Raw genomic sequence first — 25,331 nt, 5'->3', positions numbered from 1 at the left:
GAAAGGTGTGGTGTGCCAGGGAGCGGGCTGGGTCAGGACGTGGCGGCGGGCCCGGTCAGGCGGGCCACCACGTGCAGCCGGTCGGCGTCCGCCGCGCGGCCGGGGAGAAGACCTTCGCGCCACGGTGGTTCGGTGCGCGGACCGGGCCCGTCGTGGAGCTCCAGGACCTCGAAGCCGTGCGCGGTCAGGAGGTGACGCAGTTCCTGCGGGAACAGCAGCCGCCACGCGGAACGCTGCTCGACGGGCTCCGGGCCGTCGCCCGCGATCCATACGCGCCTGCGGCGCAGGAGCTGTTCCGTACGGTCCACCGTGAGCGTGGTGGTGGACCGGTGGATGATGCCCTGCCAGGTGAACTCGTCGACAATGGGCGAATCGAGCAGGCCGGTACGGCCGAGGAAATAGGCGCCGTTGCGCATCTCCGCGACGAGCAGACCGCCCGGCGTCAGCGCGCGGCGGCTCGAGGACAGAAAGCGGTCCAGCTGCTCGTTGGTGTGGCAGTACAGCAGAGCGCTGTCCAGGCACACGAGAGCGTCGAACGCACCCTGCCCGAGGTCGAATCCACGCAGGTCGGCGCTGACGTACTCGGGTCCGGGATGATGGGTGCGGGCGTGGGCGAGCATCGTCCCGGAGAGGTCGGCCCCGGTCACCCTGCGGCCGGCGCCGTGCAGGTGGGCGGCGTCGCGCCCGGTCCCGCAGCCCATGTCCAGCACGCGCGGTCCCGCGCCGTGCCGCCGCAGGCAGTCCTCCGTCCAGCGTCCGGCCAGCCGGTCGGCGTCGGGAAAGCGGGCCTCGTACAGCTCGGGGTTGTCCGTGAGCAGATTGCGGGCACGCCCGGTCCTCGTGGAGGTCACGTCGTCGTCCTTCCTCAGGGCGTCGCGGGTACGGCGGGCCTCGGCGGTGTGGGCAGTGACCCCAGTCGGCGCAGCCATGCCACACCGAGCGCGGACGTGAGCCCGAACAGGACGCAGCACGCCCACGGCAGCCACGCGGCGCCGCTCCGGTCCCCGGTGTCCATGGCCCAGCCGACGACGGCGTTGCCCACGGCCGCGGCGATGCCCGAGACGACGTAGAAGATCCCGAAGTAGGTGCCGGTCAGCCCGGTGCGGCCGAAACCTGGGACCAGCTCCATCACGAACGGCTGGGCGACCATCACTCCGAGGGAGAGCAGCAGGGCGGCGGCCAGCACGGGGAGCGCGCGCAGCGCCCCGTCCACCGTGCCGTCCGGACCGCCGGAGCCGTCGGCCACCAGGGCCGGCGGCAGGAAGGCCAGTGCCATGAGGCCGAGCCCGGTGGCGATCCAGCGTCCCCGGTGCCCCCGCTCCTTCAGGGCGCGGGTGACGCGCAGTTGCAGGACGAGATGGGTCAGGGCGCCGACGACGAAGACCAGACCGGCGGCGCCGTCCCAGCCGACGGCCCGCCGGGCGCCGTCGGGCAGCAGCAGGTACAGCTGGCTCTCCAGCGTGAACATTCCGGCCATGGCGAGCGCGAAGGCGAGGAACGCCCGGTTGCCGAGGGCCTCCCTCAGGTCCGCCGGTACCGTGCCCCCGCTCGGTGCCGCCTTCCGTGCGGGGAGCACCAGGGCCTGGGCGACGGTGAGGACGGCGAAGATCCCGGCGGCGGTCAGGGCCGAGGTGCGGAAGTCGACGAGGAGCAGAACGCCGCCCAGCAGTGGCCCGGCCAGCGCACCGGTGGCGGCGAACACGTTGAACAGGGCGAACGCCTCGGCCTTGTGTCCTTCGGCCTCCTGGGCGATGTAGGCGCGTACGGCCGGGTTGAACAGCGCCCCGGCGAAGCCGCTGAGGACGGAGGCGGCGAGCAGCACGGGCAGTTCGTCGCCGAGTGCGAACAACGCGAAGCCGAGGGTGCGCAGGGCACAGCCGGCGATGATGATGTCGCGTGCGCCGAGCCGGTCGGAGGCGGAACCTCCGACGATGAACAGGCCCTGCTGGCTGAGGTTGCGGACACCGAGGACGACGCCGACGACAGCGGCCGACATGCCGAGGTTCTCGGTGAGGTGGGTGGCGAGGTAGGGGATGAGCAGGTAGAAGCCGGTGTTGACGCCGAGCTGGTTGACCAGCAGCAGCTGGACCGTGAGCGGAAGGCGGCGTATCTCACGCCATGTCGTCACGGCGTACCTCCCGCGGCTCGACGCCCAGCCCGGGCAGGTCGCCCGCCCGTACGAAGCCGTCCTCGCCCCCGATTCCGGTCCACGGGTCGTGGGCGAGCAGCAGGTGCCCGTCGAGGTCGGCCCAGCGGGCGCGGTCGGCGAGGTGCACCGCGGGTGCGAGACCGAGGCTGCTGGCGGTCAGGCAGCCCAGCATCAGCTCGGTGCCGCTGCCGGCGACGGTCTCGGCGATCCGCAGGGCCGCGTGCACGCCACCGCACTTGGCGAGCTTGACGTTGACGCCGTGGACACGTCCGGCGAGGCGGCGTACGTCCTCCGGGCCCACGGCGTCCTCGTCGGCGATGACCGGCAGGGGCGAGCGTGCGGCCAGGGCGGCCAGCGACTCGGGATCGCCGGGTACGAGGGGCTGTTCGACGGCATGGACCCCGAGGTCGGCGAACCGGGGCAGCAGCGCCTCGGCCCGGTTCCTGGTCCAGGCGCCGTTGGGGTCGAGGAGCAGCCGGGCGTGCGGCGCGGCGTCCCGGACGACCCGGACGCGCTCGATGTCCTCCTCGGCGTCGGGGGAGCCCGCCTTGAGCTTGATGACCTGGAAGCCCCTTGCCGCGAGACGGCGCGCCTCTGCCGCCGCGTGGAGGAGCGAGGTGATGCCGATGGTGCGGGCGGTGGCGGCCACCGGAGCCCTCGGGGCGCCGAGCAGCCGGTGGACGGGGCTGCCCGCGCGTTTGCCGACCAGGTCGAGCAGTGCGGCCTCGACGGCGGCCCGCACCGCGGCGGGCGTCTCGTCGGCCGGCTTGCCGGCGCGCAGCATCTCCAGGGCGCACTCGGGGTCGGGGAAGCGGGCCAGATCCGCACCGGCGGCGGCCAGGAGCCGTTCCAGGGTCTTCGCGTCGAGACCGTAGTAGACGCTGCTGACGGCCTCGCCGTGACCGGTGAGGCCCTCGTGTTCGATGCTCAGCCATACGGCGTCGCGCGTGGACATCGTCGAGCGGGATATGCGCAGCGGCTCGGAGAGTTCGAGCCGTACGGTGCGCGTGCCGGCCTTCACGGGTTCCCTCCCGGGCGGGCTGCCGCCGTCAGCGGATCGGTGACGCGGGTGCACCGCGCCCAGCCGGTGGCCTCGGCCGCCCGCGGGTACGGGATCTCCACGGGCCGGGTGGCCGCCGTGGCGGGGTCGAGCCCGTGGGCGGCGGTGAAGTCGTCGTCGTAGACGGTGCCGAGGTAGCGGTGCGGGCCGTCGGGGAAGACGGTGGCGACGACCGCTCCGGGGTGGACACGGGCCGCCCAGGCGGCGACGCGGGCGGCGGCGCCCGTGCTCCAGCCGCCGGTGACGAAGCTGCCGCGGGCCAGGCGGCGGCAGCTGTCCACCGCTTCGGCCGGGCCGACCCAGTGCACCTCGTCGAACGCGCCGTAGGCGACGTTGCGCGGGTGGATGCTGCTGCCCAGGCCGCGCATCAGCCGCGGCCGGGCGGGCTGGCCGAAGATGGTGGAGCCGACGGAGTCGACACCGATCAGCCGCAGTGCGGGCCAGTGGCGGCGCAGCGGGCCGATGATCCCGGCACTGTGCCCGCCGGTGCCGACGCTGCACACCAGGATGTCCAGGTGCTCGAGCTGCACGGCGAGTTCGGCCGCCAGTGAGGCGTAACCGCCGCTGTTCTCGGGGTTGTTGTACTGGTCGGGCCAGTACGCGCCGGGCAGCGTGGCCAGCAGTTCCCGCAGCCGTGCCAGGCGCGCGGCCTGCCAGCCGCCCCGGGGCGCGGGCCGGTCGACGATCTCCAGCCGCACCCCGTGGGCGCGCAGCAACTGCCGCATGGAGGGCTCCAGTTCGCTGTCACCGACCAGGACGACGGGGTGGCCGAGGGCCTGGCCGGCGAAGGCGAGACCGACGCCGAGGGTGCCGGAGGTGGACTCCACCACCGGGGCGCCGGGCAGCAGTTCGCCCCGTTCCCGGGCACCCAGCAGCATGGACACGGCGGGCCGTGCCTTCATGCCACCCGCTGAGAGCCCTTCGAGCTTGGCCCAGAAGCCCGGGTGCGGTCCCGGCAGGCCGGCGGTGACGCGTACGACGGGCGTACGGCCGAGCAGGGCGAGCAGCTCCGGACGGGCGACAGGGCGGGCCGTGGCCGGCGTGGTCGCGGTGGTCGCGGTCACCGGGCGTCCCCCGGGCGGTCGGCGAGGTAGCGGTGGAGCGTGCCCGGACCGCCGTCCAGCCAGAAGAAGGGGTACGGCTCCGCGCACACCGCGCTCACCCCGTGGCCGAGGAAGCGCGGCAGCACGGCGCTGCCGGTCTGGGCGAACATCACCAACTGCTTGCCGTGGCGCAGCGCGTACTCCCGCAACGGCTCGAACGTCCCGTTGCCCAGCGTCATCCCGGACACCAGCAGCGCGTCGCACCGGTCCGCCTCGGTGAGCGCGTCGGTGACGATCGTCTCGCCCCACTCGGTGACCCCGCCCTTGAGGTCGCACGGAACGTAGTCCAGTCCGCGCGCACGCAGGGCCTCCAGGAGGGAGTTGACCACGCCGACCACGAGGACCGTGGCCCCCGGTGGCAGGTCGAGCAGTCCGGCCACCGCCCGTGCCCGGGCGCGGGACTTGTCCAGCGAGGTCCCGGCGGACAGCGGCACGGGCCGGGCCCCGTTGCCCGGGGTGTGCGGGGTGACGTGCATCAGGTAGGCGTCGAGCGCGGCCACGCGGACCGGCCGGAGGGGATGGTGCAGCAGCCGGGCCACGCTCGCGCCGGCGCATTCCTCGACCGTGCCGTCGGACAGGGCGCCGGGTTCGACCGCGCAGCTCCCGACGGCCTCGGCCAGGCGCAGGCCCAGGACCTCGTTGCGGTACCCGGTGCCGCGTCCGTCGTGCCGTACGGCCTGCCGCGTGGTGAAGGCCACGGTGATCCGCTGCGCCGCCGGATCCGGGCCGAGCTCGCCCGCGCGGGCCCGCGCCAGCAGCGCGTCGTACGTCCTCACGCGGGAGGACGCGGAGGCGGGGGAGGCCATCGGATCAGCGGGGGAGACCACCGGATCGGCCTGGGAGGTCATCGGATCACCATTCCGGACCGCAGCTCACCCAGCAGGGCCTCGACCCGGCCGCGGGCACCGGTGCCGTCCGGGTCGCCCGCCATGACGTGTCCCAGGTACTCGTTGTTGCTGCCTGCCGCCCGCACCTGTCCGCCGGGCTCGGCGAGTTCCACCTCCAGCACGCCCGGCATGGTCCGCAGCCGGGTGCCGTCCAGCGCGTCGAGTGTGCCCGCGGCGTCGGGCACGAGGAAACCGATCGCGGCGCTGCGCAACCCGGTGTCGGTGCGCCGGAGATCGGGTGCGCGGCCCAGGGCGACGTCCACGGCCACCGCGGCGAGATCGATGCCGGTGACATGGCGTACGAGTTCGGTGATGCGGTTGCCGGCGGGCCGGGGGTTGACCTCGACCACGCGCGGACCGGCGGAGGTGAGCTTGATCTCGGTGTGCGCGACGACGGCGTCGGTCAGGCCGAGCGCCTTGAGCGCGGTGAGCGCGGTCTGCTCCGCGGCCGCGGTCCCGGTGGCCGGCAGGGCGGCGGGGAACATATGGCCTGTCTCGATGAAGGCAGGCGCCCCGCCGATGCTCTTGTCGGTCACGCCCACCACGTGCACCGTGCCCGCGTGCGAGACCGTCTCGACGCTCACCTCCGGGCCGTCCAGCAGTTCCTCGAGCAGCACCGAGGGCGCCCGCCGCTGCCCGCGCGCGTTGACCGGGAAATCGGCCAGCGCCCGTACGGCGTCGGCGAGTTGCCCCTCGTCGTCCACCCGGCGCACCAGCATGCCCGCGCACAGGTCGACCGGCTTGACCACCAGCGGGTAACCGATCTCCCGCGCCGCCCGCGCCAGTTCGGCCCACTCCTCGTGCACCGCGAACCGCGGCCCCGGCACCCCGGCATCGGCCAGGACACGACGGGTGGCGTCCTTGCGGCAGGCGTTGAGGACCGCTTCGGGGTCCGGCGCCGGCAGCCCGAGCCGCTCGGCCGTCAGGGCCACCGCCGGCAGGTAGTAGTCGCAGGACGTCACCACCGCGTCGAAACCGAACACCTCGTGCAGCCGCTCCACCCGGTCCGGCAGGGCATCGGTGTCATTGGTGTCCGCCGTGATCACGTTACGGGCCCCGAGCAGTGGGTGCGTCACGCCCTCCGGCGCCGAACGGAGGTAGTGATGCAGGTCGCGGGTGAGGAACGTGAACTCGTGTCCGCCCTCCCGTATGGCCCGTGGCAGCAGCCTGCTCATCGATCCGACCCAGCTCTCGAGCACCAGCAGATGAGCCACAACTCCCCTTTTCGTGTCGTGCCGTACGGCGCGGTCCCGGTGTCAGGGCAGCCGAAGGCACCTCCGGGGGAGGGTCCAGGGCGGCCGTGCGCTGAACACGGTATCGGTAATCATTTTCATTGTCAGGCCCTGTCGGTGGTGAAAGTCGTTTTCAACTGACTAGGGTGGGGCTCCGATGCGGAAGGAGCTCGCGATGAGTCACAGCACACCCGCCGGTTGCACCGTGCGTCCCGCGACACCGGCGGACGTCGAGGGCGCCCGCGGCGTCATGCTCGACACGTTCTACAAGGAGTTCGGATACGGCTACGTGCCCGAGTGGCACCGTGACGTGGTGGACATCCGGGGCACGTACCTGGACGACCCGCGGCACCTCCTGCTCGTGGCCGTCCACGACGGTGAGGTGGTCGCGACCACGGGCGTGCGGTCCCACGGCCCCGCGCACCCGCCCCATCCCCGGTGGCTGACCGAACGTTATCCGTCCGGCAGCACCGCCCAGCTGGTCCGCGTCTACGTGCGTCCGGAGTACCGGCGGCTGGGGCTGGCACGTGCGCTGGTCGGGGCGGCCTGCGACTTCGTCGCGGACACGCCCGGCTACGAGCAGATCTACCTCCACACCAACGTGCACGTCGAGGGTGCGGAAGCCTTCTGGCGCGGCCTGGCCAAGGAGGTGTGGGACGCCCGCACCACCGGTGAGCACGGACCGGGGGTCGCCACCGTGCACTTCGAGATCCCGTTCTGACCGGCGGGTGGTGGGGGGGGCCGCCCCCGGCCCCCCCCCCCCCCCCCCCCCCGCCCCGCCGCCCCCCCCCCCCCCGGCGCGGGGGGGGGGGGGGGCCCCCCCCCCCCCCCCCCCCCACCACCGGCGCCCTCCCGGGCGGGAGGCGAGGGACGACGAACGTCCGGGGCCCCTACCCGAGAGTGATCGCGTACACCTGCACCCGCGGATCGTTCCGCAGCCCGAGGGAACGCACGGTCTTCGAGGCGTCGAGCTCCGCGGAGGAAGCGAACAGACGCACCGGCGGACCGTCCACGCCCTGCCCGCGCTTGATCCGGTGCGGCATCTGCAGTGCCACGGAGCCGCCCTGCGGGGCCGCCCCCGCCCAGTCGCCCACGGCGACCGGCACCTCGGCGGTGGTGCCGTCCGTGTAGCGGACCGTGAGCAGCGTCGTCACCGGACCGTGGTGGGCCGCGGCGACCAGGCGCAGCACACCGTACGAACCGGCCGGGAGCAGCATGGCCTGTCCGCGGGCCTCGACGAAGTTGTCCGCCGTCCCGGACGGATCGGGAGCGTGATACGTCACGCCGTTCCATACGACCGGACCCGCCACGGGCAGCAGATCGGCGTCGTAGCTCCATCCCGCACCGTCGAAGTCGCCCTCGTCGGAAGCCGCGACGGTCGCGGTGCCGTCGTGGTTCATCTCCTCGCCGAGGTCGACGGCACACTCCTCACCCCCGTCCTCCGCACAACGGGCCGCGGCGCGCACGTCGATGACCGCGGTCCGTTCCACGCTCCTCGCACCCTTCGCGCTCGCCGTGATCCGCACGGTGTACGAACCCGGCGCCGTTCCGGCCGGGACGGTCACGTCCACCGCCGCGGTCCGCTGGACCGGCAGCCGCTGGGACACGAGCGAGAAGGGCCGGTCGGTCCGCACGGTCCAGCCCCGGGGAGCGGTCGCGCCGACGCGCACCCGAAGGGTGCCGGGGGACTGGCCCAGCACATCGAGTCGCAGACGGACGTGCTGGGCGCTGTCGGCCGTCGGCAGGACGTCGGAGCCGGTCCGGAGCGACGCGTCGAGGTGCCGGCGGGCGTCGGCCGCCGCACGGTTCACGGACGGCGGCTCCGCCCCCCTGCCCGTGCCCCAGCGCGACGGCGTACCGGCCATCTCGAAGGAGAGGGTTCCCCCCTGGGCGACCGCGTCCCAGTCCAACCAGGTGGCGTTCAGGCTCTTCCCGCCGAACTTCGCCCGCTTCACATAGCGTTGGGTGTCGCTCGTGCCCGGTGCCCGGACGGTCAGCGTGCCGCCCTGCTCGTTCCCGTAATCGCCGATGCGAATGACCGCCGACGGGAACTGAGGGCTGGAGACGGCGAGGAAATCGCCACCGTTCGTCGTCGGGTACAGGCCGAGGGAGGAGAAGACGTACCAGGCCGACATGGTGCCCAGATCGTCATTGCCGGTCATGCCGTCGGGCCCGTCCGTGAACAGCGTCATCGCGGCGCGGACCACGGTGGCCGTCCTGGCAGGCGCGCCGGCCCACACGTACATGTACGGGGAGTGCAGATCGGGCTCGTTGTTCGGGTTGTAGGTCGGCTTCCCGTAGTAGTCGTACGGTGCCGAGATCCACTCCTCGCGAGCGGTTCCGGCGGGGTCCTCGAGGAGTTCGTCGTACGCGAAGAAGGCGTCGAGCCGTTTCTCGGTCTCCCGCTTGCCGCCCATCAGGGACACCAGCCCGGCCGGGTCCTGGGGCACCAGCCACTGGTACTGGTGGGCGCCGCCCTCATGGAACTGGTGGCCCGCCTCCACCGGGTCGTACGGTGTCAGCCACGTGCCGTCGGCCGTGCGCGGCCGGAACTGCTTGATGGAGGGATCCCACAGGTTCCGGTACCACTGGCCGCGTGCCGCGAACACGCGGGCGTCCGCGGTGTGCCCCAGTCCCCTGGCCATCAGGGCCAGCGAGGCGTCCGCCGCCGCGTACTCCAGGGTCGCCGAGGCGGGATGACGGCAGTCGTTGTCGCCGCCCTTGTCCGGACAGTCCTTCCCCGGCTCCAGTCCGCTGGGGATGTAGCCACGCTCCCGGTAAGCGGTGATGCCCGCACGGCCGTTGTAGGGGGAGTCGTCCGGGGGCGGACCGAGGGCGTTCTTCCTGAGGAGCGCGTAGGCCTCCTCCTCGTGGCCCGCGAGCAGGCCCTTGGACCACGCCTCGACGAGGAACGGAGTCACCGGGTCGCCGGTCATGATGTTGGTCTCGCTGTTGGCGAGCGACCAGCGCGGCAGCCAGCCCCCGTCCCGTCCGATCGCGACGACCGACAGCGCGACATCGCGGGCGACCTTCGGCTGCAGCATCTGCAGCAGCTGGTTCTGCGGCCGGTGGGTGTCCCACAGTGACAGGTTCTGGTAGGGCGTGAACCCGGACGCGGTATGGGTTTCCCCGTCGAAGCCCGCGTACCGGCCGTCGACGTCCCCGGCGAGGTTCGGGTGCAGTTGCGCGTGGTAGAGGGCCGTATAGAAGGCGCGTTGCCGCTCGGTGGATCCGCCGTCGATCTTCACGGCGGCGAGCTGCCGCTCCCAGGTCGCGTGCAGCGCCGCGCGGGTGGCGTCGAAGTCGTAGGAGTCGTCCGTCTCCGCCTTCAGGTTCTTCCTGGCGCCCTCGACACCCGTGTAGGAGAGGCCCACCTTGACCACGACATCACGGTCGGTGCGGGCGTCGAAGGTCACCCAGGCGCCGTTCCCGCCCTCGCCGGCCGCGTCCCGCCCACCGGGGGCGGGGGTGCTGCCCCGCCAGGTGCCGTGCGAGGCGAACGGCCTGTCGAAGGTGGCGGTGAAGTAGACGGTGTGCCGGTCCTTGCCCGCGCAGAAGTTGCCCGCCTCGACGCGTCCCTCGACCGTCCGGTCGCCGACGACACGCACCTGGGAGCCGTACACCCGTTGATTGGCCTTGCCCGTGTTGAACAGGACGTTGGCGCGGTCGGTCGAGGGGAAGGTGTAGCGCTGCCAGCCCGTGCGGGGCGTGGCGGTCAGCTCGGCGTCGATGCCGTACGTCGTCAACCCGACGCGGTAGTAACCGGGTTCTGCGTCCTCGTCGTCATGCGAGTAGGCCGAGCGGTAGGCGTCGGGGTCGACGCTGTCGACCGCACCGGTGGTCGGCATGAGCGGCAGCTCGCCCATGACGGAGCAGCCGACGCCGGACAGGTGGGTCTGACTGAAACCGTGGATCCTGTCCTGCTGGTGGTCGTAGCCTCCCTGACCGCCGGTGTCCGGGCTGACCTGGACCATGCCGAAGGGGGCACTCGCGCCGGGAAAGGTGTTGCCGAAATTCTGGGTGCCGATGAACGGGTTGACCAGGGACGTGAGTCGAGGAGCGGCCGCGGGGTCCTGGGCGACGGCCGGCGCCGGGCCCAGGGCGCCGCCGGCGACGAGAAGTGCGGCGAGGACCGTCGACGCGCGCTGACGCAGACGGCGGAGGGGTCTGTGCATGGAAACGGTCTCCTGTTCCTCACCCGTCATGTGCTGCGCGACATGCGAGGTGATCTCCAAGGGGTGATCTCCGAGGGACGGACGGAGTGGGCGCGTTCAAGGTCACCGCGGTGGGCTCCCGCAGCCGTGCGGCCGGGGTTGCCCGGCTGGCTGGAAGCGGACTAGATCACGCGGCTGACATCGTTGTCAACCACTTCGGCGCCGACTGGTACCGGCGGCGTCGGCGCGTGCCGTCGGGCAGGCATGTCCGTCCCCTCCCCTCGGTCACCGTGTCCTGCCCGGCCACGCCCGGACCGGTCCACGCCACTGGGCCGGAATGTGCCTTCCGCATGTGGCGGGGAGGGAGATAGAGAAAAGGAAAGGCGGGGAAATCGTGCATCCGGCAGGGCGGGGACCTCATGCGTATCCAGGTACTCGGGCCGGTCTCCGTCTGGAGGAACGGCGCGCAGCTGCCCCTCGGCGCGCCCCGGCGCCGGGCGGTCCTCGCTCTGCTGGCCGTCTCCCGTGGCCTGCAACTGCCCTTCTCCCAACTGGTGGACGCCCTGTGGGCGCAGCGGCCCCCGGCGAGTGCGACGAACGTCGTCCAGACCCACATCAAGCACCTGCGCCGGATGCTGGAACCCGAGCGGCCGCCGAGAGCGCCCAGCACCGTGCTGCCCCGGCTCGGTGACGGCTACGCGCTGCGCGTCCCCGACAACGCTGTCGACCTGTTGCGCCTGCGCGGTCTGACCGCCGCGGCGGACGCCGCCCGCCGCGACGGCGACGTGGAGCGGGCCGCCGCACTGCTGGCCGAGGCACTCGGCGTATGGCAGCAGCCGCCCCTGGCCGACCTGCCGTTCCTCGCCGCCCACCCGACGGTCGTGGCCCTGGCGGGGGAGCGCCGCGGCATCGTGGCCCAGTACGGCGACGTCATGATCGCGACGGGACGGGGCTCCGAAGCGCTCCCCGTTCTGGAGGAGGCCGCCGCCGAACAGCCCTTGGACGAGGGCGCCCAGGCCCGGCTCGTCCGCGCGTACGAGGCCGTCGGCAGGCGTGACCGGGCGGTTGACGTGTACCGGCGAAGCCGCCGCAGGCTGGCGGACGAACTCGGGGTCGACCCCGGTCCCGAACTGTCCGAGGCCTTCGCCGCCGTGCTGCGCCACCGCGCCGGGCCCCCCGCCTCCGGCCGCACGCGAGCGGCCGGCCCGGCGCCGGCCGACCCGACCGCCGCACCCGCCACGGGGCCACCGGTCAGGTCACCGGCGCAGTTGCCCGCCGACGTGCCCGACTTCTGTGGCCGGACCGCCGAACTGTCGGCCCTCGACGCGACGTGGGCCGCCACGGGCGCGAACGCCACGGTGATGGCCGTCTCGGTGGTCTCGGGTACGGCCGGAGTGGGCAAGACCGCCCTGGCCGTCCACTGGGCGCACCGGGTCCGGGACCGGTTCCCCGACGGCCAGCTCTATGTCAACCTGCGGGGATACGACCCGGACCGCCCCATGGCGCCCGGTGACGCCCTGGCCCGCTTCCTCACCGCCCTCGGGGTCCCCGGCGAGACGATCCCGCTCGACGTCGACGAGCGCGCGAGCCGGTACCGGAGCGAAATGGCCGGGCGGCGGATGCTGGTGGTCCTGGACAACGCACTGTCCGAGGAACAGGTCCGCCCCCTGCTGCCCGGCTCCCCCTCCTGCACCGTCCTGGTCACCAGCCGGGACACCCTGGCCGGCCTGGTGGCCCTGCACGGCGCCCGCCGCATCGCCCTGCGCCCGCTCCCGCCGCCCGACGCGGTCGCCCTGCTGCGGTCGCTCATCGGCGCGCGGGCCACCACGGAGCCCGGCCCGGCCGCGACCCTGGCCGAACAGTGCGTGGGACTCCCGCTGGCCCTGCGGATCGCGGCCGAACTCGCCGCCGGGCGCCCGTCGTTGTCGCTCGCGGAGCTGGTGGCGGAACTGGCCGACGAGCAGCGGCGACTGGACCACCTGGACACGGGCGGCGACCCGCGCGCCGCGGTCATGGCCGTGTTCTCCTGGTCGTACCAGCGTCTGCCCGCCCCCATGGCCCGTACCTTCAGACTGCTCAGCCTGCACCCGGGACCGGACACCGACGCCCGTGCCGTCGCCGCCCTGACCACCGGCACGCCGCCCGCAGCCGACGTCCGGCGGGACGACGGCCCGGACGGGGAACACCCCCCGGCCGCTGCCGCCGACGACCCGGCCCGGTCCGCCAGGACCCTGGCGCTGCTGGCCCGCGCCCACCTCCTCCAGCCGGCCGGCCCCGGCCGGTACAGCACGCACGACCTGCTGCGCGCCTACGGCTACCGGCTCACCCTCACCCATGACGGCGAAACCGAGCGCCGGGCCGCCCTGACCCGGCTCTTCGACCACTACCTGAGCACGGCCGCGGTCGCCATGCAGGCCCTGTACCCGGCCGAAGGACATCACCGGCCAGCCGTCCCGCCCCCCGTCCACGCCCCGCCGATCGCACAGGACCCGGAGGCGGCACGGGCCTGGCTGGACACCGAACGTCCCACCCTGGCCGCGATCTGCGCGGTCGCCGCGGACCGGGGCACCCCCCGGCACGCCGTCCGACTGGCCGCCGTGCTCTTCCGCCACCTCGACGCCGGCCCGCACACGGAAGCGCTGGAGATCCACCGGCACGCCCTGCGCGCCGCCGAGCGGGCCGGTGACGCGAACGGACAGGCCCACGCACTGACCAACCTCGGCTGTGTGTATTGGAGGCTCGCCGACGCCGCTTCGGCCGCGGACCACCTTCTTCGGGCCCTGGAACTGCACCGGCGCACCGGCGACCGGGCGGGGCAGGCCAGGACGCTGTCCAATCTGGGCAACGTCCGCTGGCGACAGGGCTGTCTGCGGGAGGCCGCCCGCCGCCACCAGCAGGCCCTCGCCCTCTACCGTGACATTGGGGACCGGGTGGGCCAGGCCCGCACCCTGACCAGCCTCGGCACCGTCTGCCTGCGGCTGGGCGAGACCGCTCGGGCGGCCACCCACCAGCGTCAGGCGCTGGCCCTGCACGACCTCACCGGTGACCGGATCGGCCGGGCCCGTACGCTCTCCCACCTCGGCCACACCTTCCTGCTGCTGGGCGACCACGCCCGGGCCGCGGTCCACCAGCGTCAGGCGCTCGCTCTGTTCAGGCAGCTCGGACACCCCGGTGGCGAGGCGTACGCGCTGTCCGGCCTCGGCGACATCCTGCTGCGGCAGGGTGCGTTCGAGACCGCGGCCGCGCATCAGCGGCGCGCCCTGGAGCTGTTCCGGGAGAACGGGGAACGCTACGGCGAGGCGTCCGCCCTCAACGGTCTCGCCGAGGCACTGCGGGGCGGCGGCCACGACGATCAGGCGATCGCCCACTATTCCGCCGCCGTGACGGTCGCGGCCGTCACCGGCGAGCAGGACCAACTGGACCGTGCCCGCCGCGGCGCCGAGCGGGCCCGCCACGCCCTGGAGTCCCGGGCCGGTGTCCCCGTGCGGGCGGCACCGGGCCCCTGAACCCGTCCGTCGTCCCGGCCGACCGCCGTACGGCCGCCCGGGACGACTGCGGAGCGCCCCTCTCCACCCCCGGACGGCTGCCCCGACGAGCCTCAGGGGTTGGTGTCGAGTGCGACGGCCACGTCCCCGATGAGCAGCGGGAACCGGGGGTCGTCGCCGGCGACCGGGGTTGCCGTCCCGGTGAGTACGTCAACGGTGTAGAACGTCGTCACCATGCCGTTCGGCGGCGTGATGGCGGCGAAGCCCGTGGCGGAGACCGTCTTGCCGTTGACCAGGTCGCTGTAGATGTCGAAACCCGCGACGGGACCGGCGTCCACGCCGAGTTTGCCGGTCGGGGCCAGGGTGCCGTTGTTGGCCGGCGACTGGATGACCACCTGGTCCGAGTTGGTGTTGATGTCGAACAGCGTGGTCGCGGTGTCGCCGTTCAGGTCGTTGTTCGTGTAGGCGGCGGCGGTGACGCCCCTGGAGACGTTCTCGGATCCGGGCGTGGACAGTATGGAGTCCTCGACGGTGTGCCCGGCCGCGGGCGAGGCGCCCGGCGTCCTGTCGTCGATGTTGTGGCGGAGGTTCTGCCCGTTGTCGCTGATCACCCGTAGCCGGTTGGCCGCCGGGTTGAAGTCGACCCCGAAGTTTGTGCCGTACAACGGGACGGTGAGCTGGGAGACCTTGGTGACGACGACGTCCACGGTCTGGGGCGGTGTCTGGATGGTGTAGATGCCGCCCTGGTTGCCGACCCCGTACATGAGGCCGTTCTGGACGCGGAAGTCGATTCCGATCAGTGCGGTGTCACCGCTGAGCCCTTTGACGACCCGGACCCAGTCGAGTATGTCGGGTCTGTCGGTGGTGAACGTGGCCATCCGCGTGCCGTCACTCGTGATCGCGAACGCCCGCAGACTGACGGCCTGGGCCCCGGCCGTGCTGCTCGGAGCGGCGACCACCCCTACGGACACCGTGGCCGCGACCGCCACGGCCGCGGCCAGCTTCTTCCTGATTTTTGCGTTCATCGGTGGTTCCTCCCGGGTGGGCATGGCGTGGTACGGGAATGACGGCGCGGTTCCACTCGGCGGAACCGGCAGCCGGCGAGCCCACGCTAGGAACCGGGACTGGACAGCCACTGGACGGCGGTTGGACACCCGGCCGGTGACGGAGTGCCGCCGCGGCGGACTCAGTCGGCCTGGGCCGCATGGACGACGCCGGTGACGAAGCCCTCCCCCCGCCTGCCGCGCGAGCGGACCACCAGGCGTACGGGCTGCGGCAGGTGCCGGGGCAGATCGGCGGGCGCGGTCACCAGCCAGCGGGTGCGCAACGTCTTTCCCGCTGTCACCGTGGTGGGGCGGACCGGGTGCCGGGGAACAGCCGTCCAGCCCTCGGGCAACAGAAGTTCCGGGCTGACGACCCTCGTGGTGAGCGCTGTGACCGTGGTCGTGACCTCCACTGCCACACCCGGCCGCAGCGGAACGACGCCGTCCGGCGGTGTCTCGACGGCGACGTCGAGCCCGGGGTCCTCCGTGCGCCATGACTGCCACGCGGAGACCCCCACGGCACCACCCGAGGCGCGCACGGCCGTGAGCCTCATGGCGGTGGTCGTGAGGGCCCGGTCCAGGAGGATCCGGTGCAGAGCGCCTCGCCGGGGCGACGGGGGGAAGCGCCGTTGACCGGGCAGGGGATGCCACGTCCCGTCCTGCCTCAGGTAGTGGAGTTCGAAGGAGTCGGGGGTACGGACACCGCCGCCGTCGTCGTAGAACGAGATCCGCAGGTCCGACACGGGTGTGGGGACCCCGAAGTCCACCACGAGCCAGTCGCCGCTCGCGTTCGGACTGCCGTAGTTGGTCCACCGTGACGACGGCGTGTCCCTGTGCAGGTCCTGCCCGTCGATCGCCTTCGCCGGGCTGTCGAGGGGGAACGTGTACGAAGCACGCGCGAGCGGATACCCCTCCTGTGCGACGTTGGCCAGGTCGTCCACCTCGTCGGGCAGGTTGTGCTCCACCGTCCCGCCGATGTCGAGCGTCACCGGCTCCAGGCCGGCCTGCTGATGTATTCGGCCGCCGTCCAGCCAGACGGTCAGGCCGGCTCCGTGTCCGTAGTGACGGCCGTCGCGGTCCCAGAGCACGCTGAGGTTGTGTCCGTGGTAGGCGAGGTTCTCCACGGCGAAGTGATCCCATGCGCGGGGTGCGAGCGGCGCGATGGCCACGGTGGTGCCTGGCTGGGACCGGATCCCGAGGAGTCCCGAAAGAACCAGGTCGTTGAAGGTGGAGTGGTTGTAGTCCTCACTGTGCCCGCGGCTGTCGTAGATCCAGCGGTCCTCGTCCGGGTGGTGCGCCTCGGCCACGTACGGCCGGCCGTCCTTCCGGTGGGTCAGCGCGTAGGCGCGGAGCACGGCGTAGTAGTCGCTCCGGTCGACATGTGACTGGGCGGGGTAGTCGATGAGGAGGTTGGCCAGGGCGGTGAGCGTCTGGCTGGTGGAGAACGGCCAGCTCGGACCGTTCCAGCGACAGCAGCCGTCGAGCGCCTGATGCATGAACCACGGGCTGCGCCGCTCGACCGTCGTGGGGCCGAACGGCGCGGAGAATCCTTGCGGATCCCGCAGTTGGGCCCATGCCGCCGCGTGCCGTGCCGGTGCCATGTGGAAGTACCAGGGAAGGAAACCGATCTGCTCCCGGTCGGCGATTCTGCGCCGCCCGGGATTGTCGTCCCGCATGACGTGCTTGTAGAACTGGTCCTCCTCGTCCCACAGCAGGCGCTCCTGACTCACCCGCAGAGCACGGGCGCGGCCGTCGTAGCGGCCGGCCTTCGCGGCGTCGCCGCCGCGTCCGCGGCGCCGGAGGAGCGTGGCGATCGCCCTGGCGTCACCGTACTGGTAGGCGTTGAGCGTCGGGCGGAAACCGTCACCGCCGTGATACGGGTCGTCGCTCTGGTAGGAGCTCGCGGTGTACTCCATCGCGTCCCACACGGGTGTCTGCCAGTAGAGACCGACCTCGTCGTCGAACTGTGGAGCCCACCCCTGCCACTGACGCTCCAACTCGGGGAGCAGACTCAGGGCGTGCTGCCACCTGCCGTCCGTCGAGGCTCGGGCCACGACGGCGTCCGCGATCCAGAAGGAGTACTGGTGCGCCCAGTCGGTGGTGTTCTTGTTGAGGAAGTCCGTGGCGGGCTTGGGACCTGAGCCGCTGCCCCGCAGCCAGTAGCCGATGTAGTCGTCGAGATAGCGGTGGTCGCGCAGCCAGCGGGCCTCGCGGACGTGATGGGCGGCCGCGGCGACGATCCCACCGTGCGGCGCGGAGTAGCCGACCGGACCCAGGAACTCCGAGAGGATCCACCCTTCCCGGGGTCCGGTGTACTTGAGGGCGTGCTTGATCACGCGCCAGCGGTAGTAGTAGGTGTCCCGGATCGCGTCGTCGGGCAGGTCGACGAAGGGGATGTTCGCCTCGTACCACTCGGCCTCCGGCAGGTCTCCGAGCAGGGACGGGTGGTCGAGGAAGGCTGTTCCGGCGCCCACCGGCGGATACATCGCGGTTGCGACCGGCCGGTTGCCGGCCGCGGGCGCCCCGCCCGAGGGGCTGCGCGGCGCGCTCACCCGTGCGGCCGCGCCGGCCGGCCACGAGGCGCTCACGGCCACCGAGCCCAGAACCGCGGCACCGCTGTGAAGAAGCCGCCGACGATCGAGGTCCATGCGCGTACTCCTTCTGCTGAGAGAACGAGGGGCAGGCCTGCCCGAGCGCCGGCCGGCCGGCGCCGGCAACGTTGTCCGCCCGAACTGCCGGGCTCAGACTGCCATACGCCGGGTCCGCGGCTGAAGAGTCTGTGCAACGTTAGAAATTCGGATCCGGAAACGAGACGTCCGATGCGTTCGCCGACCTGTCGGGGGCGCGGGCCGTAAGGGGTGTCGGTGGTGTGTGGCACCATCCGCGGCATGACGAGCACGGAGACGGGCCGCGGCCTGGACTTGTTCCGCGAGGGCGACTTCCCTTTCTACACGCTGACCTTCGTGAGGGATCTGTCCCCTGCCGAGCTGCTGGCCCGCATGGGTGTGGATCCGGAGACCCTGGCGCCGCGCGACGCCAGGGAATTGACGGACGAGTGGGGCGACGACCTCTTCGACGACGAGGAACCCGTCGTCACCAGCGGCGTCGACGGTTCGTGGACATGGGCATGGGAACAGGGTGGCGTGCACGGACTCGACGAGCGGATCCTGAGAGCCGTCTCCGCGGGCACGGAGGCCGTCGTGCTCCACTGCAACGAGAAGCCGATGCACTGGTTCAAGTACGCGGTCGGCGGTGAGACCGTCGTCGACTTCCACACGCTCCAGGCGATCGAACCGACGGGCCAGGACCCGGCACGACTTGACGACGTCATGAGGCCCCTCGGGCTCCTCCCCGGCCGGGACGCGCCTCTGCACAGCGTCCTGGCCCTGCTGGAGGAGGCTTTCGATATCCGTCTGAGGCACCCCGGAGAGGTGGACGAGGAGCGCTGGAGCGGCAGGCTGCTTCCGCTGTCGGACTGATGTTCTTGCGCACAGTCGCCCTCCTCCCTGACGGCCGGTCAGGAACGCACGTCGCCCGTGTCCTGCCCGCCGAGGTCCGGCTCGGTGGTGTTCAGCAGCCGCGGATCCGGCTTCGACCCGGCCGTGGCGAGCGCGCCGCGCAGGACGCGGGCGAGCTTGAGCAGTCCGGAGGGCTTGCGTCTGTCGAGGCCGGCGATCAGTTGTCTGAGGATGGTGAGCTGATCGAAGTAGACGCGCTCGGTGACCAGGTTCTCGTTCTCGTCGAAGAGGAAGTACGCCGTCATCCGGGTGCGGTGTCTCGACCCGGTCGGCGGGATCCTGCCGAGCATGCCACGGTGGGTGCCCTGCAGCCAGAACTCCACGATCACCGCGTCGGCACTGTGCCGTAGGGCGATCAGTTCGTGGTCCTGGTCGGGGAACGCGACCCGGGTGTCACGGTAGTAGCCCCGCACCTCACGGTCGCCGTCGTGCACCAGCATCTGGGCGATCAGCTCGTAGTGAGGGTGCGGGAACGTCGAGAGCGTGGCGTCCCAGTCCTGGCGGACCTCGTCACGGAAGTGGTCGAGCACCAGCTTCTCCCGGGCGCGCAGGACCGCCTCCGGGGGCAAGGTGAACCGGGAGGGGGGTGACGGTTCGGCGGGTAGGGCGGGCATTGCTGTCTCCTGTCCTGATCGGCCGTCACGAACTGCCGCTGCAAGAAGTCCGGCGTGTGCTGGGCGAGCGTATCGAAGTAGGGTGTGCGCCGCCCCCGTTGGTGATCTTTCGGCTGGAACGTGACGATCTCCCGGCCCGTTCATCCGTCGAGGAAGTCGAGGAGTTCGGCAGCGACGAACCGGGGGTTCTCCTCGACGAGCCAGTGCCCCGCCCTCGGCACGTGGGCGACGCCCAGTCTCCCGGGACCTCCACCCGTCCGGCACGGAACCTTGCCGTTATGGCAAGGTGACGCGATGGACCGCAGGACGGACATGGACCGCAGGACGGACAACGACGTACTCGACGCCGTGGGGCCACGGCTCCGCGCGCTGCGCCGTGAACGCGGCATCACCCTCGCCGACCTCGCGGCGACGACCGGTGTCTCCGAAAGCACCCTGTCCCGACTGGAGAGCGGGCAGCGCCGGGCGACCCTGGAACTGCTGCTGCCTCTGGCCCGTACCTACGACGTCCCGCTGGACGATCTCGTCGGTGCCCCGCGGACCGGCGACCCCAGGATCCACCTCAAGCCGATCAGACGCTTCGGGATGACCTTCGTCCCGCTCTCCCGGAGGCCGGGCGGAGTGCACGCGTTCAAGATGATCATTCCCGCCCGGCCGGAACCGCTCGAACCGACCCCGCAGACCCACGAAGGCTTCGAGTGGCTGTACGTGCTCAACGGCCGCCTACGGATGGTGCTCGGCGAGCGTGACCTGACATTGCCGCCGGGTGAGGCGGCCGAGTTCGACACGTCGGTACCGCACTGGCTGGGCAGCGCCGACGGAGCAGCGGTGGAACTTCTCATCCTCTACGGCCTGCAGGGGATGCGCGCACACCTGCGCGCCCACCCTCACCGGCCGGGATCACGGTGAGCCGCGGAGGTGTGTACGCGCGAACGGCGGCGGTGCCTCGCTCCGCCCACCACCGCGCCCAGGCCCGCGCAGAAGAGGAGGGCGAGGGCCAGACCGGAGCAGAAGACGGCCAGCGTGTTCATGGTGGCGATGTCCTGGCCGAGCACGGACACGGTGAACTCGGGACCGCCGGAGAGATTGTCGGCGAGCAGCAGGCCGGTGAAGGCCCCTGCGGCGGCGAGGAGGAGAAGTCCGACGACGATGAGCATCCGGCTCATCCCCTTCAGTGAGGCGGGGATCGGGCGGTACGGGCCGGAGCGCCGGCCGGCCCGCACCGGGACCGGGACAGGCCGCCGGGCCCGTAGTGGGTGATCCGGAGCCGTCCGGGGGAGTCGTCCGCCGGCTCTCCCGCTGACGCGAGCCGTGCGATCAGGCCACGCGCCGCTCGTCCTGCCCCGGCTCCTCCTCATCCGGCAGGTGGACGTCGTCCACCTCGATGTCCACCTCCACGACCTCCAGGCCGGTCATCCGTTCCACGGCTTCGATGACGTTGGCGCGTACGTCCCCGGCCGTGTCCGTGATGGAGGCGCCGTATTCGACGACCACCCGCAGGTCGACGGCCGCCTGCCGTTCCCCGACCTCCACGCCGACTCCCTGGGTGGCGCTGCTTCCCCCGCCGGGCACGCGCTCGCGCACCGCGCCGAACGCCCGGGCGGTCCCGCCTCCGAGGTTGTGGATCTCCGGAATCTCACGCGCGGCCGTGCCGGCGATCTTCGCCACGACGGTGTCGGCCACCGTGGTGTTCCCGCGCATGCCGGGAGGAGTGTCGGCTCCCCTGCGGCCCTGCAGTGTCGTTCCCTTCTCGTCCCGAGTCCTGGCCTTTGTGTCGGGGCGGTTCGTGGTCTCGGTCATGACGGTCACCTCGCGATCGTCGGTGCCTTTTCGCCGGGCGTTGTCCCTGTCCACCTTAGTTCGGGTGAACAAAAGGGACGAATGGCGGACGAACGGCGCCGAGTGGGGCTGGTGAGGGGTGGCTCTCCAGGCGGGATCGCGTCCTCAGAGCTGCTGTCCGGGCTGCGCCTTCTCGCAGGTGACCTCGTCCCGCGGGGTGTAGTGCGTGCGGAAGGGCTCGCGCCTCACTTCCCGCCCGCCGTCGCGGAAAACCCGCTCCACGGTGACATCGAAGCCCTCGAGCGGGGTCTGCGGCACGCACTGCTCGCTGGTGTTCACCTTCTCGGCGGGCTGCCGCACGTTGGTGCGCGGTCCCTTGACCGACGTGATCTCGTCGTACTTCTTCGTGCCGAGGAAGGTGATGGTCACCGACGTGTCGGTGGACTCGGCCTGGATGTAGATCGCCTTGCCGGAGTCGTTGGTGAACCTCAGGTCGAGGCTGCCCCAGGCCACCGTCGCCTCACGGCCCTCGGGGTAGCGCTCGATGTAGAAGGAGTGGGCGCCGTACTCGACGGGTTTGACGCCGGCGAAGAACATCGCGTTGAAGACCGTGGTGGCGACGGCGGACACGCCACCGCCGGGCGCCTTGGTGTACTGGTCGTTCAAGATCATGACGCCGTCCACGAAGCCGTTGGCCGGGGTGCGTTCGCCGACGGTCCGGTTGAAGCTCCAGGTCTTGCCCGGCATGACGAGGGAGCCGTTGATGAGATCCACGGCCCGGCCCACGTTCTTCGTGCGGTAGGCGGCCGGTTCGAAGTTGACGGTGAAGGAGGACATCTTCTCGGTCAGCCCGAGGCGCGACGCGTTCTCGCGGGTGATCTCCGGCTGGATCCGCTGGGTCTCCACCTCGCCGGTGCGGGCGGCGCCCGACTTGGTGAGCAGGGGCAGGACGGCCTTGCCCAGGGCTTTGTCGGTGACCTTCATGCCGACCCTGGCATCCGCGGTCACGACGGCCTTCCCGCCGTCGGCCCCCAACTGCGCGTTCCGGGGGGTGGTGGGCAACCCGTTCAGGGCGTCGGCCACCGCGGGTGCGGCGCGCAGGCCCGCACTGTCGAGCTTCGGCGTGAGCGTGCCCGCGTCGTCCGGCCGCAGCGTCAGGTATGTGCCCAGTACGGCCGGGGTGAGGGTGAACCGCCGGTCACCGGCGCTGAGGGTGACCGGCGCGGACATCGCCGGCCGCGCGAAATCGCGCACCGCCCGCCTTACCTCTTCCTCCGTGACCTTCGGCTCGTCCTCGCGCGCGGGCAGCGTCGTCACCGAGTCCGCCGCGCCGCGGAGGAAGGAGGTGCGCAGGGCCCCGACCGAGGCGTCCACATCCAGTGCGTACCCGGTGCGCGGGGTGACCTGCTCGACCCGGCCGTCGGTGAAGGAGACGGCGCCGTCGCGGACCTTCTGGTCGAGTGTCTTCGACAGTTCGCCGAGGGTGGCACGGGTCCTGCCCTCGTCGACCCGCACGACCGGCTCGATGTCACCGCCCGAGCGGAACAGCCCGCCGATCACACTGACGGGATCGGCGCCGGTGGATGCCGCGCGATCGAGCGTGGCCCGGACGTCGTAGCCGAATCCCGCCTGCCGCGCCCCGACCACGCCCTCGCGGTCGCCGACCCTCACGGCCAGCTTCGTCGGGCCGGTCGCCGTCAGATCCCGCTCCAGCTTCCGGGCGGCCTCCTCGCGCGACAGGCCCCCGATGTCCACGCCGCGCACCGTGGTGCCCGCCTCGATCTCACCGCCGGTGAGCAGTAGTCCAGCGAGGTACAGCCCGCCGACGCCGAGGGTCAGTGCGCCTCCCACCAGGGCGAGGGGTGGGACAGAGGTCATCCGGGGGACGGAGGGTATGGGGGAGCGCATAAATCTCCGATCGGTGTGGGGGTCCCCGATGTCGTGGCATGGGTGTGCGGCCGGTTGCCCAAGGTACGCATGTCCCGGCGCCAAAGCGTATATCCGAGGTCACATCCGGCCTTTCGGATCAACTGCCCAACCGGCGGATGCCTCTGTGCCCCGTGGTCGCGGCGCCTGCGAAGACGCCGCCGGACGGCCGTTCCCGCGGTCCCTTTCGTGAGCGTGGTGACATGTGTCACCCCGGTCACCTTTTTGTCTGACTTTGCGGGACTCGCCGACCGATCCGCACCGAGGGGGGTCTGGCAGGCTGGTCCCGCGGTGACGGAGCTCGGACGACGAGGACCGGCGCGGATCCGCCCGGACCGACCAGGCGCCGCCGCACCGGACACACCGTGGGGCGGTGCCGCACCGGTGCGCCCTCACCTCCGGCCGCTACTCAGAAGGCTCCCCTCCGCCATGCCCCTGGCTTTGTTCGCCCTGGCCGTCGTCGCGTTCGGCATCGGCACGACCGAGTTCGTCAGCATGGGCCTCCTGCCTCAGATCGCCGACGGCATGGCGGTGTCCGTCCCGCAGGCGGGCAACGTTGTCTCCGGGTACGCACTGGGCGTGGTGGTCGGCGCGCCGCTGCTGACCGGCATGGGCGCCCGCGTACCGCACAAGCGGCTGCTGCTGATCCTCTCGGCCCTCTTCGTCGTCGGGAACGTCGCCTCCGCGCTCGCCCCGAACTTCGCCCTGCTCTTCGCGGCGCGCGTCCTCGCGGGCCTTCCCCACGGGGCGCTGTTCGGTGTGGGCGCCGTGGTCGCCTCCAGGCTGGTGGCACCCGACCGGGCGGCTCGCGCGGTCTCGACCATGTTCCTCGGCCTCACCGTCGCCAACATCGTCGGTGTCCCCGCCGGAACCGCCCTCGGTCAGCAACTCGGCTGGCGGTACGCGTACGCGGCGGTGGCCGCCATCGGCGTCCTGGCCTTCGCCGCCCTGGTGCTGCTCGTCCCGCACCAGCCCCGCGGCGCGCAGTCGGGCATCCTGCACGAGCTGCGTGCGATGAAGAACACGCAGGTGGTGATCGGCCTGATCACGGCGGTCGTCGGATTCGGCGGCTACTTCGCCGTCTACAGCTATCTGGTGCCCATGCTGACCCATCTCACGGGCATCTCGGACTCCTCCACCACCCTGGTCCTCGCGCTGTTCGGCGTAGGAATGACGCTCGGCACCCTCGTCGCGGGCCCGCTCACCGACCGGGCGCTGCGCCCGACGCTCTACGGAGGCTTCGCGCTGCTCGCCGCGGCGCTGGTGACGCTGCACTTCACGATCGGCCACCTGGTGCCCGCGCTCGTCGTCATCACCGTGGTCGGCGCACTGAGCGCGCTCATCACCACCCCCGTGCAGATGCTGCTGATGACCAAGGCGCACGAGGCCCCGACCATGGCGGCGGCCTCGAACCACTCGGCGTTCAACCTGGCCAACGCGGGCGGTGCCTGGCTGGGCGGCCTGGTCATCGCGGCCGGCTGGGGCTGGTCCTCGCCCACCCTGGTGGGCGCCGCCCTGGCCGTGGTCGGCCTCGGCCTCGCCGTGACCGGCGGGTACCTCGACCGGGACGCGCGAGCCTCCAAGGTCGTCACCGCCTCCGCCCCGCACCGTGAGCACGGACACGCGGGGGAGCGGAGGCCCGAGGCCGCCCCCGCACAGGATCCGGCCTCCTGACCCGGACCCCGATCCGCCGCCCCGCACCGCCTCATCGGCACCAGCGACCGCGATGCCGGACCCGGCGGCCGTCGCCGCTGCCCAAGGTGCAGTGGGCGGTGGCAGCCAGACGGCCGTGCCGCCGGTCACGGCCGTCGGACCGCTGACACGGACCGGACGGGGGCGTCCTCGTCGGGCCGATCGCCTTCGAGGGCACGACGACGGCCACGCTCGGCGCGGTCAGCCCGTTGGACGCACCGTCCCGGCTGACGGCCGTGCCGCGGATTGCGGCCAGGACGAAGTGCCCCTTCCGGCGGGCGTCCGAGAGGCGTCCACCCTGAGGAGCGCAGCGCCTGACCGGCCAGGTGGAGCGCCACGAGCACGGCCCCCTGGCCGCTGGTCGCGTCCCGCGAGGTGGTGCAAGCGATCAGGCGCTTCACCCTCCGGTACCCGGCTCGCGATGATCTCCACATCGGCGCGGCGCGCGAAGTGGCCCGGTCAGGCGTCGGGAGTGCCCCAGCCGGTCGACGTACGCGGCGTGACCTGCGAGTTCCGGTCCGTTGATCGGCTGCACCACCTGGCGGGACGCCATCGGCTGCCGCCGCGCATCACCGCACGGCCCCCTCCCGCGCGACGCGCCCCGCGTCCGTATCGTCCGCAGGACGGATCCCTCGCGTCCCGGCCCGCGGGACCGGATGCCGCGCCCGCCTCCACGGCCGCGCAGGGTC

At 72.2% G+C, this 25,331-nt stretch carries 18 protein-coding genes; 5 read left to right on the top strand and 13 right to left on the bottom strand.

Annotated elements, in window-relative coordinates:
- Nucleotides 1-32: 32 nt before the first annotated feature.
- The 6 genes from ACIF9R_RS21060 to ACIF9R_RS21035 are packed head-to-tail and all read right to left on the bottom strand — an operon-like array spanning nucleotide 33 to nucleotide 6,413.
- Nucleotides 33-851 carry a class I SAM-dependent DNA methyltransferase gene (locus ACIF9R_RS21060; protein ID WP_399982157.1) on the bottom strand — a complete coding sequence of 273 codons (819 nt, stop codon included), beginning with the start codon at nucleotides 849-851 and terminating at the stop codon, nucleotides 33-35.
- A 14-nt stretch (nucleotides 852-865) separates the two neighbouring features.
- A complete protein-coding gene (locus tag ACIF9R_RS21055) occupies nucleotides 866-2,128 on the bottom strand; it encodes an MFS transporter (RefSeq protein ID WP_399982154.1) in 1,263 nt (420 codons plus the stop codon).
- Nucleotides 2,112-3,170 carry a mandelate racemase/muconate lactonizing enzyme family protein gene (locus ACIF9R_RS21050; protein ID WP_399982152.1) on the bottom strand — a complete coding sequence of 353 codons (1,059 nt, stop codon included), beginning with the start codon at nucleotides 3,168-3,170 and terminating at the stop codon, nucleotides 2,112-2,114. The genes ACIF9R_RS21055 and ACIF9R_RS21050 overlap by 17 nt, the downstream gene beginning before the upstream one ends.
- Nucleotides 3,167-4,273: a PLP-dependent cysteine synthase family protein gene (locus ACIF9R_RS21045; RefSeq protein ID WP_399982150.1), complete on the bottom strand. Its 1,107-nt coding sequence runs from the start codon at nucleotides 4,271-4,273 to the stop codon at nucleotides 3,167-3,169. Before ACIF9R_RS21045 ends, ACIF9R_RS21050 begins: the two co-directional genes overlap by 4 nt.
- Nucleotides 4,270-5,118, bottom strand: coding sequence for a Rossmann-like domain-containing protein (locus tag ACIF9R_RS21040; RefSeq protein ID WP_399982308.1), 849 nt, complete (start codon nucleotides 5,116-5,118; stop codon nucleotides 4,270-4,272). Before ACIF9R_RS21040 ends, ACIF9R_RS21045 begins: the two co-directional genes overlap by 4 nt.
- 38 nt (nucleotides 5,119-5,156) lie before the next feature.
- Nucleotides 5,157-6,413, bottom strand: a complete 1,257-nt coding sequence (locus ACIF9R_RS21035) for an ATP-grasp domain-containing protein (RefSeq protein WP_399982147.1) — start codon at nucleotides 6,411-6,413, stop codon at nucleotides 5,157-5,159.
- A 193-nt stretch (nucleotides 6,414-6,606) separates the two neighbouring features.
- Between ACIF9R_RS21035 and ACIF9R_RS21030 the strand changes: the two genes are divergently transcribed.
- Nucleotides 6,607-7,152: a GNAT family N-acetyltransferase gene (locus ACIF9R_RS21030; protein WP_399982144.1), complete on the top strand. Its 546-nt coding sequence runs from the start codon at nucleotides 6,607-6,609 to the stop codon at nucleotides 7,150-7,152.
- Between the two features lie 169 nt (nucleotides 7,153-7,321).
- On the opposite strand, the gene ACIF9R_RS21025 is transcribed toward ACIF9R_RS21030, so the two are convergent.
- The gene (locus tag ACIF9R_RS21025; RefSeq protein ID WP_399982141.1) at nucleotides 7,322-10,606 is read right to left on the bottom strand and encodes a GH92 family glycosyl hydrolase; all 3,285 of its coding nucleotides are present in this window, start codon (nucleotides 10,604-10,606) and stop codon (nucleotides 7,322-7,324) included.
- A gap of 398 nt (nucleotides 10,607-11,004) precedes the next feature.
- On the opposite strand from ACIF9R_RS21025, the gene ACIF9R_RS21020 reads away from it, so the two are divergent.
- Nucleotides 11,005-14,091 (top strand): AfsR/SARP family transcriptional regulator, encoded by a 3,087-nt coding sequence (locus ACIF9R_RS21020; RefSeq protein ID WP_399982138.1) that lies wholly within the window; start codon nucleotides 11,005-11,007, stop codon nucleotides 14,089-14,091.
- A gap of 92 nt (nucleotides 14,092-14,183) precedes the next feature.
- Here ACIF9R_RS21020 and ACIF9R_RS21015 read toward each other — a convergent pair whose 3' ends face one another.
- The gene (locus tag ACIF9R_RS21015) at nucleotides 14,184-15,095 is read right to left on the bottom strand and encodes a DUF4394 domain-containing protein (RefSeq protein ID WP_399982135.1); all 912 of its coding nucleotides are present in this window, start codon (nucleotides 15,093-15,095) and stop codon (nucleotides 14,184-14,186) included.
- A gap of 161 nt (nucleotides 15,096-15,256) precedes the next feature.
- Entirely contained in the window at nucleotides 15,257-17,761 is a 2,505-nt protein-coding gene (locus ACIF9R_RS21010; RefSeq protein ID WP_399982132.1) for an MGH1-like glycoside hydrolase domain-containing protein, read from the bottom strand.
- Nucleotides 17,762-18,001: 240 nt separating this feature from the next.
- Between ACIF9R_RS21010 and ACIF9R_RS21005 the strand changes: the two genes are divergently transcribed.
- The gene (locus ACIF9R_RS21005; protein WP_399982129.1) at nucleotides 18,002-18,592 is read left to right on the top strand and encodes a DUF6461 domain-containing protein; all 591 of its coding nucleotides are present in this window, start codon (nucleotides 18,002-18,004) and stop codon (nucleotides 18,590-18,592) included.
- A gap of 38 nt (nucleotides 18,593-18,630) precedes the next feature.
- Here the strand turns inward: ACIF9R_RS21005 and ACIF9R_RS21000 are convergent, their stop codons facing one another.
- Nucleotides 18,631-19,245, bottom strand: a complete 615-nt coding sequence (locus ACIF9R_RS21000) for an ester cyclase (protein ID WP_399982126.1) — start codon at nucleotides 19,243-19,245, stop codon at nucleotides 18,631-18,633.
- 312 nt (nucleotides 19,246-19,557) lie between these two features.
- On the opposite strand from ACIF9R_RS21000, the gene ACIF9R_RS20995 reads away from it, so the two are divergent.
- Entirely contained in the window at nucleotides 19,558-20,154 is a 597-nt protein-coding gene (locus tag ACIF9R_RS20995) for a helix-turn-helix domain-containing protein (protein WP_399982305.1), read from the top strand.
- Here the strand turns inward: ACIF9R_RS20995 and ACIF9R_RS20990 are convergent.
- The 3 genes from ACIF9R_RS20990 to ACIF9R_RS20980 form a co-directional block, all read right to left on the bottom strand.
- The gene (locus ACIF9R_RS20990; protein ID WP_399982124.1) at nucleotides 20,133-20,411 is read right to left on the bottom strand and encodes a hypothetical protein; all 279 of its coding nucleotides are present in this window, start codon (nucleotides 20,409-20,411) and stop codon (nucleotides 20,133-20,135) included. The two genes, ACIF9R_RS20995 and ACIF9R_RS20990, sit on opposite strands and share 22 nt — an antisense overlap.
- 151 nt (nucleotides 20,412-20,562) lie before the next feature.
- The gene (locus tag ACIF9R_RS20985) at nucleotides 20,563-21,045 is read right to left on the bottom strand and encodes an Asp23/Gls24 family envelope stress response protein (protein ID WP_399982121.1); all 483 of its coding nucleotides are present in this window, start codon (nucleotides 21,043-21,045) and stop codon (nucleotides 20,563-20,565) included.
- A 144-nt stretch (nucleotides 21,046-21,189) separates the two neighbouring features.
- Complete coding sequence (locus ACIF9R_RS20980; RefSeq protein ID WP_399982118.1) at nucleotides 21,190-22,932, bottom strand: VanW family protein; 1,743 nt, start codon at nucleotides 22,930-22,932, stop codon at nucleotides 21,190-21,192.
- A 447-nt stretch (nucleotides 22,933-23,379) separates the two neighbouring features.
- Between ACIF9R_RS20980 and ACIF9R_RS20975 the strand changes: the two genes are divergently transcribed.
- On the top strand, nucleotides 23,380-24,624 hold the full coding sequence (locus ACIF9R_RS20975) for an MFS transporter (protein ID WP_399982115.1): 1,245 nt from the start codon (nucleotides 23,380-23,382) through the stop codon (nucleotides 24,622-24,624).
- Nucleotides 24,625-25,331: the final 707 nt, after the last annotated feature.

The organism is Streptomyces sp. NPDC086080 (assembly GCF_044540255.1).
Lineage (GTDB): Bacteria > Actinomycetota > Actinomycetes > Streptomycetales > Streptomycetaceae > Streptomyces.
Note: the sequence above shows the minus strand (reverse complement) of the source record. Positions and strands in the feature narration are given on the sequence as shown.